Genomic DNA, 12,316 nt, shown 5'->3' with positions numbered 1-12,316 from the left:
CCGATGGATCCAGCAGTATTTGAAGAGTGGATGATGACTGGTCTGGTCAGCATCCTGATCATTTTCATGGGTTTCATCGTCTGGGATCTGGCGAAGAAGTCCAAGGCCGGGCGCTTCGGCTCGTTCATTCTGTTCTTCGTGCTGGGCCTGGGCGTGGCCGCGTTCATCATCAAGAGTGTGGTGATCGGCCTGATCGAATCCGGCGCCTTATAAGCGCGCCGGCACTTCTTTCCACTGGCCCTGATCGAGCCCTTCGATCGTCCAGTCACCAATCCTGACCCGCACCAGCCGCAACGTCGGCAGCCCCACCGCCGCCGTCATCCGCCGCACCTGGCGGTTGCGCCCTTCGCGAATCACCAGCTCCAGCCAGGTTGTCGGAATCGTTGCGCGAAAGCGTACCGGTGGATTGCGCGGCCACAGTTCAGGCTCATCCAGTTGCCGCGCTTGCGCGGGCAAAGTCATGCCGTCATTCAATTCGACGCCGTCGCGCAGGCGCTGCAACTGCTCGGCCGTCGGCACGCCTTCAACCTGCACCCAATAGGTTTTCGCCAGCTTGTGCTTGGGGTCGGCGATCCGCGCCTGCAACTGGCCGTCGTTGGTCAGCAACAGTAAACCTTCGCTGTCGCGATCCAGCCGCCCGGCCGGGTAAATACCCGGAATGTCGATGTAATCCTTGAGCGTCGCCCGCCCTTCGCCGTCGCTGAACTGCGTCAGCACATCAAACGGTTTGTTGAACAGGATCAGCTTCGGCTCGGCCGGTGGTGCCTTGGCGACACGGCGCGGGGCTGAAGAAGCTGGCTTCGCGCCGGGGCGGCGGGAAGGTGGACGTTGGGGACGGGACATGGCGAAAAGAACATCTAACGGTCGGGGCTGACATAGTAGCCCGACCGTTCAATGACCATCCACAAATCAGCGGAACGGCGGTTCGTCGAAGCTACGCAGTTTGCGCGAGTGCAGCGAATTGAGTTCGGTGCGCAGCAGATCCACCGCTTCGATGCCGATCTTCAAGTGCTGGCTGACCGCACGCTCGTAGAACGCGTTGGCCGAACCCGGCAGCTTGATTTCGCTGTGCAGCGGCTTGTCCGACACACACAGCAACGTGCCGTACGGCACCCGCAGGCGATAACCCTGGGCGGCGATGGTGCCGCTTTCCATGTCCACCGCCACGGCGCGGGACAGGTTGATCAGCGGTCGCTCCTGGGCCCAGCGCAGTTCCCAGTTGCGGTCATCGTAGGTCAGCACGGTGCCGGTGCGCAGGCGTTTTTTCAGCTCTTCGCCTTTTTCGCCGGTGATGTTGGCCGCCGCTTGCTGCAACGCCAGCTGCACTTCGGCCAGGGCCGGAATCGGAATGTTCGGCGGCACCACGCGGTCGAGAATCCCGTCGCGACGCATGTAAGCGTGAGCCAGCACGTAGTCGCCGATGGTCTGCGACTGACGCAGGCCGCCGCAGTGACCGATCATCAGCCAGCAATGCGGACGCAGCACGGCCAGGTGGTCGGTGATGTTCTTGGCGTTGGACGGGCCGACGCCGATGTTCACCAGGGTCACGCCGTGGCCATCGCTGGCAATCAGGTGGTAGGCCGGCATCTGGTAACGGTGCCAGACCACGCCGGCGGCAATGGCCGAGGCTTCACCGTGATCCATGCCTTTTTCGATGATCACGTTGCCCGGCAACACCATGCGCACGAAACGCGGGTCACGGCGCAGTTGCTCCAGGCCATGGACGATGAACTGGTCGACATAACGGTGATAGTTGGTCAGCAGAATCCACGGCTGCACATGGCGCCAGTCGCTGCCGGTGTAGTGCACCAGACGACGCAGCGAGAAGTCGACGCGCGCGGCGTCGAACAGCGCCAGCGGCAGCGGATCGGTGTTTTCCCAGTCGTAGAGACCGTCGGCGATGCCATCGGTGGCGGCGGACAGGTCGGTACTCGGGAACACTCGCGCCAGCACAGCGGCGGTGACGCCGGAGCCGGCCAGTTCATCGCCCTGCTCGACCACATACGGGTACGGAATGTTCTGCTCGCTGACCCCGACTTCGACGGTTACGGTGAAGTCGTGCATCAGCGGCGTGAGCTGTTCCAGCAGGTATTTGCGAAACGCCTTCGGATGGGTAACGGTCACGCTGTAGGTGCCCGGCAACTGCACCTTGGCGTAAGCGCGGGTGGTCTGTGGGACTTCGCCCTGGCAGTGGTAGGTCAGACGCAGTTCGGGATAACGGAACAGGGCACGTTGCTCGGCGTCGGGCTCGACGCGATCCTTGAGGTAACGCTTGAGCGCCGAGTTCAGCGCCGTGGTGGCCCGCTCATGCAGCTCGGCCAGACGATCCACGGCTTGTTCGGCGGTTTGAACGACAATAAACGCTTCGGTCACGATCAGCTTCCTGTGTTCTGACTTGCAGAGCTTCATCTTGCCTGCATCGTGGCGTCACGGAAACAGTGGCGTAATGGCTTTGGCGCGATCCCCCTTCAGAAACCCTGCGGTGTCGAGCGAGCGACGATGGCCTCGACATCCAGCCCGCGCGGCAACGCGCCGTAGACCCGCCCGCCTCCGTTCAGACGACTGGCGATAAAGGCATCGCTGACCGCCGCATTCCCGGCCTCCAGCAACAGCTTCGCTTGCAGCCCCAGGGCGATGTCTTCGGTCAATTGCCGAGCGCGGTATTGAATGTCACTGGTGTCCTTGAAGGCCGCCTGCAGTTGCTGGATGTGCGCCGCAAGACGCCTGTCGCCATGGCCGTCGCCCAACTCGCTGAACAGCACATTGAGCACACCCGGCTCTTTCGACAAGGCCCGCAGCACGTCGAGGCATTGCACGTTGCCGGAGCCTTCCCACGTCGAGTTCACCGGCGCTTCGCGGTACAGACGCGGCAGAATGCTGTCTTCGACATACCCGGCGCCGCCCATGCATTCGGCGGCTTCGTTGATCATCGCGGGCGCACGTTTACAGATCCAGTATTTGCCCACCGCGGTCACCAGCCGGGCGAACTGCGCTTCATGGCGGTCATCCAGATGATCCAGCGCCTTGCCCATGCGCAGGCTCAGGGCCAGCGCGGCTTCGCTTTCCAGCGCCAGATCGGCCAGCACGTTCTGCATCAGCGGTTGTTCGCCGAGCAGTTTGCCGCCGACCTTGCGGTGGGCACAGTGGTGGCTGGCCTGAGTCAGCGCCTGACGCATCAGCGAGCTCGAACCGACCATGCAGTCGAACCGAGTCATCGCCACCATCTCAATGATAGTCGGCACGCCGCGTCCTTCTTCACCGACCATCCACGCCAGCGCGCCACGGAACTCCACTTCGCTGGAGGCGTTGGACTGGTTGCCGAGCTTGTTTTTCAGGCGCTGGATATAGAACTGATTGCGCGTGTCGTCCGGGCGATGGCGCGGCAGCAGGAAACAGCTCAACCCCTTGTCGGTCTGCGCCAGCGTGAGGAACGCATCGCACATCGGCGCCGAACAGAACCACTTGTGGCCTACCAGTTCATAAGCCTGGCCCGGGCCGCTGGCGCCGACCGGATAAGCCTTGGTGGTGTTGGCCCGCACGTCGGTGCCGCCCTGTTTCTCGGTCATCGCCATGCCGATGGTCACGCCGGCCTTGTGAGCCATGCCAACATTGCGCGGGTCGTATTCGGTGGCGAGGATTTTCGGCAGCCATTGTTCAGCCAGGTTCGGCTGCAAACGCATCGCCGGCACACTGGCAAAGGTCATGGTCAACGGGCAACCGCTGCCGGCTTCGGCCTGGCTGTGCAGGTAGGTCATGGAGGCGCGGGCGACATGGGCGCCATCTTGTGGATGAGCCCAGGGCAGCGAGGTCAGGCCATGTTCGATGGCGGTGCGCATCAGCTCGTGATACGCCGGGTGAAACTCCACCAGATCGATGCGATGACCGTAGCGGTCATGGCTGGCGAACACCGGTTTGTTCTGGTTGGCGAGAAACCCGGCCTCCATCAGCGGCCCGCCGGCCAGCGCGCCGTAGGCGTCGATCCGCGACTCGGCCCAGCCGGCACCGAACCGCCGCGACCACTCCTGCAACGGCAGGTCGATGCGGTACAGGTTGGTGCCGTCCAGCGACGGCGGCTGGTTGGTGACTTCGTGGGTTTCGGCGAACTGATGCAGGTTCATGACGGGGCTCCTTGATCGGCCAGAGCTTCAGTTAAGCACTGCCCCCGAACCGATCAAAGTGTCATATCGGCCTAAATACCGGCGCTTTCACCCTGTTAGCAGCTCAAGACCCGCCGCTGCATCGCCACCTGCAGATCCTCGAATTTCACCGGTTTGCTCAGGTAATCGATCGAGCCACCGGACGCGCAATGCTCTCGATCCGCCCCTAGCGCGATCATGAAAACCGGCAGATGGGCGCATCCCGGCAGGTCACGAATCTGGCAACACAGCGATGCCCCGTCGAGCGGTGGCAGCTGGCAATCGATCAGCACCGCATCGAAGCGCTCGCGCTGCAAACACTCGAGCGCCGCCGCGCCGTGGTCAGCGGTACGCACCCGGAAACCGAGCTTGAGCAACATGCCGCGCATCACCAACTGATTGACGCTGTTGTCGTCCACCAGCAGTACGGTGCAATCCTGCGGCGCGCGCTCGGTATCGCGGCTGAATGCGGGCATATCCTCCACTTCCGGCAACTCGAACTCGACATCCAGCTGAAACCGGCTGCCACGCCCCGGCTCGGAACGGTGCGTGAGCTTGCCCCCAAGCAACTCCACCAATTGACGACAGATCGCCAGACCGACGCCCAGGCCACCGTATTCACGGGTCATCGAACCGTCGAGCTGGAAGAAGCGCTGATACAGCGTGGCCTCGCCCAGATCGGTGAAACCGATGCCGGTGTCGATCACCGCGAAGGACAGCGCCAGGCGATTGTCCGTCGACGGCTTGCCCGTGACCCGCAACGCGAGGCCGCCGACGCGGGTGAACTTGATCGCGTTATCCAGCAGGCACTCCAGGCATTGCGCGAGTTTGGCGCTGTCGCCGTGCAAGCGATCCGGCAGGGTCGGCAGCACGTCGACCTTGAAGTCCAGCGACTTGCTCGAAGCATTGCCATCGAACTGAATCCGCAACGCCTCGACCACCCCGCGCAGGCTGAAACTGCCCGGCGTTGCCTTGAGCTTGCCGGCCTGCAATTCGGTCAGCGTGAGGATGCCGTTGACCATACGCATCATGTCCCGCGCCGAACCGGCGGCGGTCTGCTGGTATTGCTCCACTTCCGGATCGAGCTCGACGGTCTGCATCAGCTCCAGCGAACCGATCACACCATTCATCGGCGTGCGCAGTTCGTGGGTCAGGGTCGCGAGGAATTCATCCTTGAGCTTGTTGCTGTGGGCCAGTTGCTGGTTGAGTACTTCGAGTTTCTGGCCGGCATCGAACAGGGTCTGCGCCTGTTGTTCGCGCATCGCGTTGATGCGGTCGGCCAGGGCCAGCGACAGCAGCGCCACTTCGATGGCCGAACCGATCTGGCTGGCGTACATGGTCAGGAATACGTTTGGCAGCAAGCCCAGCACCATCATGGTGTTGACGATGCCGCCGATCAGGAACGCCGACCAGGCAATGATGAAATACCGCGCCACCCGCAGGCCGCGCCACCAGGCGAGGATCCCGGCGGCGAAGATCACCACGGTGAAAGTCAGCGCCAGGGTTGTCGCCAGACGCAGGGCCAGGCCATAACGGGTCATCAACGACAGGCCGATCACCACCGCGCCAAAAACGATCAGGGCGATCAGCAGACGATCGAGCCAACGACTGTGGTTCTTCGTCTGCAGGAAACTGCGGGCGAACTGGCTGCCGAACAGCCCCGCGCAACCGATGAAGAACGGCGTGGCGGCGTTGGCCCACCACGGGTTGTCCGGCCAGAAATACTCGACCGCCGCGCCATTGACCGACAGCTGATAGAGGCCGAACGACGCAATATAGAAGATGTAATAGAGGTAACTGGTGTCGCGCACGCTGAGGTAGATGAACAGGTTGTAAACCAGCATCCCCAGCAGCACGCCATAAATGATCCCCAGCACGTACAGGCGCACCGGCTGGTCTTCGAGGTAGGCGGTGCTCGACCACAACGTCACCGGCGCCTGGATCGAGCCTTCGCTGGACAACCGCAGATAAACGGTTCGTTGCTGATCCGGCTTGAACGCCAGGTCGAACAGGTAATTGTTCTGGCGGATCTCGCGACTGGCGAACGGCAAGGCGTCCCCTGTCTGCCGCACCAGCCGATAGTCGCCAGCGGCATCGGGCAGATACAGGTCGAGATGATCGAGCGGCGGATAGGCCAATTCCAACAGCCAACTGCGCTGCGCCGACGGGTTGGTCGGGCGGTAATGCAGGTCGATCTTCAGCCAGAACGCCGAGTGCGAATAACCGGCATTGAGCGTGGCTTTGTCATGGGGTTTGAAGTTTCCGGCGGTGGCTTGCGCGCGGACGTCGGCAATGCTCGCCTGACCGCTCGGGTCTTCGAACACTTGCAGGGATCGTCCCAGCGGGAGGCTCTGGGTGAACTCGTCGAACTCGACGGCGCTTGCCAGGAGGGGCAAGCAGAACAGCAACATCAACAAATAGCGCATTGAAGCCCCAGCGTGGCTTGGCCGGTTGTGTCAGGAAGCCCCCCATTCCCTTTGAGATGACGTAAAACCGGTATTACCTGTTATTGGTTTGGATCCACTCTAGCATAGCCGTTGATGGCCATTGAGCACCATGGAAATTTTTCCTACAAAGGCTCTAGAACGGGCGCTCCAGAGCAGAGCACCGGGCTAGAGCTGTTGACTCGGTCAGATTGTGACAAGCGCTCCGGGCCTCGCTACCCGTGTTATCGGCCGCCCGCTGTGCCACAACACCCGAAAAACAGGTTTGGTGGTAAGCTCGCGCACCATGAATATCTACAGCTCACGCCCCGTTGTCCTCTGTCTCTCCGGCCACGACCCCAGTGGTGGCGCCGGCTTGCAGGCAGATATCGAAGCCCTGCTCGCTCAGGGTTGCCATGCGGCTCCGGCCGTCACCGCCCTGACCGTGCAAGACACGGTCAACGTCACTGACTTTCGCGTCCTCGACCGTGAGTGGGTACTGGCCCAGGCCAATGCCGTACTCAACGACTCCGACGTCGCGGCAGTGAAACTGGGCATGCTCGGTTCCCTGGAAATGGTCGACACCGTCGTCGAACTGCTTCAGGCGCACCCGCACTTGCCAGTGGTCTGCGACCCGGTGTTGCGTGCCGGCGGCGGCGGACGCCTGGGCAAGGACGAAGTCGGCTACGCCATGCGCGAACGCCTGCTGCCGCTGTCGATCATCGCCACCCCCAACCTTCCCGAAGCCCGGATCCTCGCCGAACTGCCAGACGGCACCGCGGACGAGTGCGCTGAAAAACTCCTGCCGTTCATCAAGAATCTGCTGATCACCGGCGGTCACGGCGACGAAACCGAAATCCACAACCGCCTGTACAGCCACGACGGTCTGCGCGAAACCTTCAAGTGTCAGCGTCTGCCCGGCAGCTATCACGGTTCCGGCTGTACCCTGGCCAGCACCCTCGCCGGCCGCCTGGCACTGGGCGAAAACCTTGCCAGCGCCGTGCGTACCGCGCTGGATTACACCTGGCGCACCCTGCGCGATGCCGAACAGCTGGGCAAAGGCCAGTTCGTCCCGCGTCGCCTGCCGCTGGATTTCTGCTCGTAACGTCGTGAGGTCTGCCCGATGAAACTACGTGGCCTGTATGCCATCACCGACAGCCAGTTGCTGGCCGGCAAGTTTCTGTCCTACGTGGAGGCGGCGCTGGAAGGCGGCGTCACTCTGCTGCAATACCGCGACAAAAGCAGCGACGAAGCCCGCCGTCTGCGTGAGGCCGAAGCCCTGCGCGATCTGTGCGAACGCTATAAGACGCACCTGATCATCAACGATGACGCCGAACTGGCCGCGCGCCTGAACGTCGGCGTACACCTGGGCCAGACCGACGGCCCGCTGTCGCCGACCCGCGCCCTGCTCGGCTCCAGGGCGATCATCGGTTCGACCTGCCACGCGCAGCTGGAACTGGCCGAACAGGCCGCCAGGGAAGGCGCGAGTTATGTCGCCTTCGGTCGTTTCTTCAATTCCAACACCAAACCCGGTGCACCGAGTTGCAGCCTCGATCTGCTCGACGAGGCCAAACGCACCCTGCACCTGCCGATCTGCGCGATCGGCGGCATCACCCTCGACAACGCCGCGCCGCTGGTGGCCCATGGTGTCGATCTGCTGGCCGTGGTCCATGGCCTGTTCGGTGCCGACAGCAGCACCGAAGTGACCCGCCGCGCCCGCGCCTTCAATGAATTACTAAAAGTCTGAGAGCCCGATCATGTCTCGTTCCGAAACCCTGTTTGCCAACGCCCAGAAACACATTCCCGGTGGCGTGAACTCGCCGGTGCGCGCGTTCAAGAGCGTCGGCGGCACGCCGTTGTTTTTCAAGCACGCCGAAGGCGCCTACGTCACTGACGAAGACGACAAGCGTTATGTGGATTACGTCGGTTCCTGGGGCCCGATGATCCTTGGCCACAGCCACCCGGACGTGCTGGACGCGGTGCGCAACCAGTTGCAACACGGCCTGTCCTACGGCGCGCCGACCGCGATGGAAACCGAGATGGCCGATCTGGTCTGCTCACTGGTGCCGTCGATGGAGATGGTGCGCATGGTCAGCTCCGGCACCGAAGCGACCATGAGCGCCATCCGCCTGGCCCGTGGCTTCACCGGTCGCGACAGCATCATCAAGTTCGAAGGCTGCTACCACGGTCACTCCGACAGCCTGCTGGTCAAGGCCGGCTCCGGTGCGCTGACCCAGGGCGTACCGAGTTCGGCCGGCGTGCCGGCGGCGTTCGCCAAACACACCCTGACCCTGCCGTTCAACGACATCGACGCTGTAGAAAAAATGCTCGCCGAAGTCGGCCAGGACGTCGCCTGCATCATCGTCGAGCCGGTGGCCGGCAACATGAACTGCGTACCGCCGGCCCCGGGTTTCCTCGAAGGCCTGCGCAGCCTCTCCGACAAGCACGGCGTAGTGCTGATTTTCGACGAAGTGATGACCGGTTTCCGCGTTGCCCTCGGTGGTGCCCAGGCCCACTACGGCGTAACTCCGGACTTGACCACCTTCGGCAAGATCATCGGTGGTGGCATGCCGGTCGGCTGCTTCGGCGGCAAGCGCTCGATCATGGAGCGCATCGCGCCGCTGGGTCCGGTCTATCAGGCGGGCACCTTGTCGGGTAACCCGCTGGCAATGGCCGCCGGCCTGACCACCCTGCGCCTGATCAGCCGTCCGGGCTTCCACGCCGAGCTGACCGACTACACCACGCGCCTGCTCGACGGCCTGCAACAGCGCGCCGATGCCGCTGGCATTCCGTTCGTGACCACCCAGGCAGGCGGCATGTTCGGCCTGTACTTCAGCGGTGCCGACGACATTGTTACGTTTGAAGACGTGATGGCCAGCGATGCGGCGCTGTTCGGTCGCTTCTTCCACCTGATGCTGGAAGGTGGCGTGTACCTGGCACCGAGCGCCTTCGAAGCCGGGTTCACCTCGATCGCCCACGGCGAAACCGAGCTGAAACTGACCCTCGACGCCGCCGAACGCGCCTTCGCCAAACTGAAATAAAACGCCCCGCCGCTGACGTTGGCCATTGCCAGCGTCAGCGTTCTCCTACACCTGCACGCCTTTTCCGACACGCCTGCCAAAAATCTCCCATAAAGTGGGCGATATATTTCCCGCGCAGCAGAAAATCGAGTAAAGACTTTGTAAGGATGGCCCTGCTTATTTCATAATGCGCGCTTATTGGATCCCTCGACGGGTCCGCGCGCCCTTCAGAGGTAAGTCGATTCCCATGAACCGCACCGGCCGCACCCTTGCCTTGGGCTGCCTGTTGCTCCTTCAGCCGCTGCTCGCACATGCACAAGCAGGCGGCAACTCGTTGTTGATCCCGGCGATGGGTCGCTGCACCCTCAATACTCAGCCGCAAGATGTCACGCAGGCACTGGCCGCGTGCCAGAAAGCGGCAGACGAAGGGGATGCGCAAGCGCAATACGAGTTGGGTGAGTTCTACTACGACGGCAAGAATGCGCCGCGCGATCTCAATCAAGCCCTGAGCTATTTCGAAAAGGCCTCGCTGCAAGGCCACGCCCAGGCGCAGTTCAAGCTCGGCACCATGTTCTTCCACGGTGAAGGCGTGCAGTCCAACAACATTCAGGCGTACATCGTGCTGAAGATGGCGGCGGTCAATGGTGCTGAAGAGGCATTGGACACGGCCGACGAGGTGGCCGAAAAAATGTCCCGCGAGGACCTGGAAACCGCCACCCAGGTACTCGGGCAGATTTTCCGTAAATACCTGATGGAACTGCAGAGCGCCGACGGGCGCACACCGTTCTCGCCCCTGCCCTGACTAACGATAGTTCCCGTACTCTGCGTTGGAACTCATTCTGTGACGCTTCGCGTCATTGACGCAGAGCGTCGAAGGCGGCACTCCCACGCAGAGCGTGGGAACGATAGTTACAGACTTACTTCTCGGGCATCGGCACCGGAAACGGCATCACGTTACCCACGCCGCCACGGGCTTCACTGATTTTCGGCGTCCCCAGACGCTCCACCTCGTCGATGCGCACGATCGAATGCATCGGCACAAAGCTGCGCACCACCCCTTCGAACTGCGCCTTGAGCTTTTCTTCGCTCGGGTCGACGACCACTTGCGTGCGCTCGCCAAAGACGAACTCTTCCACTTCCAGAAAGCCCCACAGATCACTTTGATAGATCTGCTTGGCGTACATTTCGAACACCTGGCCCTGGTTGAGGAAAATCACCTTGTAGATTGGAGCTTCGCGTTTGGTCATGGCGGGCAGACAGCATCGGGGTAAAAATGAGGGCGCGAACTATAGCATAGCCACCGGACGCGCAGCGGTAGGAACCTGGGGACATGTTCCCTATAATGCGCGGTTCTTTGAACCACGTGACGACCCTATTCCATGGCCAAGAAGCTTTACATCGAAACCCACGGTTGCCAGATGAACGAGTACGACAGCTCGCGCATGGTCGATCTGCTGGGCGAACACCAGGCCCTGGAAGTCACGGCGCGCGCCGAAGATGCCGACGTGATCCTGCTCAACACCTGCTCGATCCGCGAACGCGCCCAGGACCGGGTGTATTCCCAGCTCGGCCGCTGGCGCGAACTGAAACTGGCCAACCCGGACATGGTGATCGCCGTCGGCGGTTGCGTGGCCAGCCAGGAAGGCGCGGCGATCCGTGATCGCGCACCGTACGTCGACGTGGTGTTCGGCCCGCAGACCCTGCACCGCCTGCCGGAAATGATCGACGCCGCGCGCATCAGCAAACTGCCGCAAGTCGACGTCTCGTTCCCGGAAATCGAAAAGTTCGACCACCTGCCAGAGCCGCGCATCGACGGCCCTAGCGCCTACGTGTCGGTGATGGAAGGCTGCAGCAAGTACTGCACGTTCTGCGTGGTGCCTTACACCCGCGGCGAAGAAGTCAGCCGACCGTTCGATGATGTGATCGCCGAAATCATCCACCTGGCTGAAAACGGCGTGCGTGAAGTGACCCTGCTGGGGCAGAACGTCAACGGTTATCGCGGGCTGACGCACGACGGTCGCCTGGCGGACCTGGCTGAACTGATCCGCGTCGTCGCGGCGGTTGATGGCATCGACCGCATCCGCTACACCACCTCGCACCCGCTGGAGTTCTCCGACAGCCTGATCCAGGCCCACGCCGAAGTGCCGGAACTGGTCAAGCACCTGCACTTGCCGGTGCAGTCGGGTTCGGACCGGATCCTGGCTGCGATGAAGCGCAACCACACCGCGCTGGAGTACAAATCCAAGCTGCGCAAACTGCGCGCCGCCGTACCCGGCATCTGCATCAGCTCGGACTTCATCGTCGGCTTCCCGGGGGAAACCGAGAAAGATTTCGAACAGACCATGAAGCTGATTGCCGACGTCGGTTTCGACTTTTCCTACTCGTTCGTCTACAGCCAGCGGCCGGGCACTCCGGCCGCCGATCTGGCCGACGACACCCCGGAAGAACTGAAAAAAGAACGCCTGAACGCCTTGCAGCACCGCTTGAATCAGCAAGGGTTCGAGATCAGCCGACAAATGGTCGGCTCGGTCCAGCGGATTCTGGTGACCGATTATTCGAAGAAAGACCCGGGCGAGCTGCAGGGGCGGACCGAGAATAACCGTATCGTCAACTTCCGCTGCGATAATCCGACCCTGATCGGCCAGTTCGCCGACGTGCACATCGACGCGGCGCAACCGCACTCGCTGCGCGGCTCGCTGATCCAGTAACACCGCAAGGAGTCCGCGCCAGACGGCTG

At 62.3% G+C, this 12,316-nt stretch carries 11 protein-coding genes; 6 read left to right on the top strand and 5 right to left on the bottom strand.

From position 1 onward, the window contains the following. Positions 1-3 precede the first annotated feature (3 nt). The gene (locus ACKJSM_RS09605) at positions 4-213 is read left to right on the top strand and encodes a DUF2788 domain-containing protein (RefSeq protein WP_003228500.1); all 210 of its coding nucleotides are present in this window, start codon (positions 4-6) and stop codon (positions 211-213) included. On the opposite strand, the gene ACKJSM_RS09600 is transcribed toward ACKJSM_RS09605, so the two are convergent. From ACKJSM_RS09600 to ACKJSM_RS09585, 4 genes are all read right to left on the bottom strand, one after another. Continuing rightward, positions 208-843 (bottom strand): pseudouridine synthase, encoded by a 636-nt coding sequence (locus tag ACKJSM_RS09600; RefSeq protein ID WP_085612563.1) that lies wholly within the window; start codon positions 841-843, stop codon positions 208-210. The two genes, ACKJSM_RS09605 and ACKJSM_RS09600, sit on opposite strands and share 6 nt — an antisense overlap. Positions 844-909: 66 nt before the next feature. Continuing rightward, positions 910-2,409 (bottom strand): AMP nucleosidase, encoded by a 1,500-nt coding sequence (gene amn / locus ACKJSM_RS09595; protein WP_236180297.1) that lies wholly within the window; start codon positions 2,407-2,409, stop codon positions 910-912. 59 nt (positions 2,410-2,468) lie between these two features. Further along, complete coding sequence (locus ACKJSM_RS09590; protein WP_410237297.1) at positions 2,469-4,118, bottom strand: acyl-CoA dehydrogenase family protein; 1,650 nt, start codon at positions 4,116-4,118, stop codon at positions 2,469-2,471. A gap of 95 nt (positions 4,119-4,213) precedes the next feature. Beyond that, the gene (locus ACKJSM_RS09585; RefSeq protein ID WP_339488281.1) at positions 4,214-6,562 is read right to left on the bottom strand and encodes a 7TM diverse intracellular signaling domain-containing protein; all 2,349 of its coding nucleotides are present in this window, start codon (positions 6,560-6,562) and stop codon (positions 4,214-4,216) included. A gap of 304 nt (positions 6,563-6,866) precedes the next feature. Between ACKJSM_RS09585 and ACKJSM_RS09580 the strand changes: the two genes are divergently transcribed. The 4 genes from ACKJSM_RS09580 to ACKJSM_RS09565 all read left to right on the top strand — a co-directional run bounded on the left by ACKJSM_RS09580 (position 6,867) and on the right by ACKJSM_RS09565 (position 10,381). Beyond that, complete coding sequence (locus ACKJSM_RS09580; RefSeq protein ID WP_410237296.1) at positions 6,867-7,664, top strand: hydroxymethylpyrimidine/phosphomethylpyrimidine kinase; 798 nt, start codon at positions 6,867-6,869, stop codon at positions 7,662-7,664. An 18-nt stretch (positions 7,665-7,682) separates the two neighbouring features. Next, the gene (gene thiE / locus ACKJSM_RS09575; protein WP_410237295.1) at positions 7,683-8,306 is read left to right on the top strand and encodes a thiamine phosphate synthase; all 624 of its coding nucleotides are present in this window, start codon (positions 7,683-7,685) and stop codon (positions 8,304-8,306) included. Positions 8,307-8,316: 10 nt separating this feature from the next. Further along, positions 8,317-9,600, top strand: a complete 1,284-nt coding sequence (hemL, locus tag ACKJSM_RS09570; RefSeq protein ID WP_410237294.1) for a glutamate-1-semialdehyde 2,1-aminomutase — start codon at positions 8,317-8,319, stop codon at positions 9,598-9,600. Positions 9,601-9,826: 226 nt separating this feature from the next. Further along, entirely contained in the window at positions 9,827-10,381 is a 555-nt protein-coding gene (locus ACKJSM_RS09565; protein ID WP_410237293.1) for a tetratricopeptide repeat protein, read from the top strand. 115 nt (positions 10,382-10,496) lie between these two features. On the opposite strand, the gene ACKJSM_RS09560 is transcribed toward ACKJSM_RS09565, so the two are convergent. Beyond that, a complete protein-coding gene (locus tag ACKJSM_RS09560; RefSeq protein WP_007958692.1) occupies positions 10,497-10,826 on the bottom strand; it encodes a DUF1820 family protein in 330 nt (109 codons plus the stop codon). Between the two features lie 132 nt (positions 10,827-10,958). Between ACKJSM_RS09560 and miaB the strand changes: the two genes are divergently transcribed. After that, on the top strand, positions 10,959-12,287 hold the full coding sequence (gene miaB, locus ACKJSM_RS09555; RefSeq protein ID WP_011336083.1) for a tRNA (N6-isopentenyl adenosine(37)-C2)-methylthiotransferase MiaB: 1,329 nt from the start codon (positions 10,959-10,961) through the stop codon (positions 12,285-12,287). Positions 12,288-12,316: the final 29 nt, after the last annotated feature.

Origin of the sequence: Pseudomonas sp. PHC1 (assembly GCF_046487845.1) — a bacterium.
GTDB lineage: Bacteria > Pseudomonadota > Gammaproteobacteria > Pseudomonadales > Pseudomonadaceae > Aquipseudomonas > Aquipseudomonas sputi.
The sequence above is the reverse complement of the archived record's forward strand: the minus strand, read 5'-3'. Positions and strand labels throughout refer to the sequence as shown.

Coding starts and splice junctions, on each gene's coding strand:
- amn (WP_236180297.1), bottom strand. CDS start 2,409: ATGAAGCTCTGCAAGTCAGAACACAGGAAGCTGATCGTGACCGAAGCG.
- ACKJSM_RS09560 (WP_007958692.1), bottom strand. CDS start 10,826: ATGACCAAACGCGAAGCTCCAATCTACAAGGTGATTTTCCTCAACCAG.
- ACKJSM_RS09600 (WP_085612563.1), bottom strand. CDS start 843: ATGTCCCGTCCCCAACGTCCACCTTCCCGCCGCCCCGGCGCGAAGCCA.
- hemL (WP_410237294.1), top strand. CDS start 8,317: ATGTCTCGTTCCGAAACCCTGTTTGCCAACGCCCAGAAACACATTCCC.
- ACKJSM_RS09565 (WP_410237293.1), top strand. CDS start 9,827: ATGAACCGCACCGGCCGCACCCTTGCCTTGGGCTGCCTGTTGCTCCTT.
- ACKJSM_RS09590 (WP_410237297.1), bottom strand. CDS start 4,118: ATGAACCTGCATCAGTTCGCCGAAACCCACGAAGTCACCAACCAGCCG.
- ACKJSM_RS09585 (WP_339488281.1), bottom strand. CDS start 6,562: ATGCGCTATTTGTTGATGTTGCTGTTCTGCTTGCCCCTCCTGGCAAGC.
- miaB (WP_011336083.1), top strand. CDS start 10,959: ATGGCCAAGAAGCTTTACATCGAAACCCACGGTTGCCAGATGAACGAG.
- ACKJSM_RS09580 (WP_410237296.1), top strand. CDS start 6,867: ATGAATATCTACAGCTCACGCCCCGTTGTCCTCTGTCTCTCCGGCCAC.
- thiE (WP_410237295.1), top strand. CDS start 7,683: ATGAAACTACGTGGCCTGTATGCCATCACCGACAGCCAGTTGCTGGCC.
- ACKJSM_RS09605 (WP_003228500.1), top strand. CDS start 4: ATGGATCCAGCAGTATTTGAAGAGTGGATGATGACTGGTCTGGTCAGC.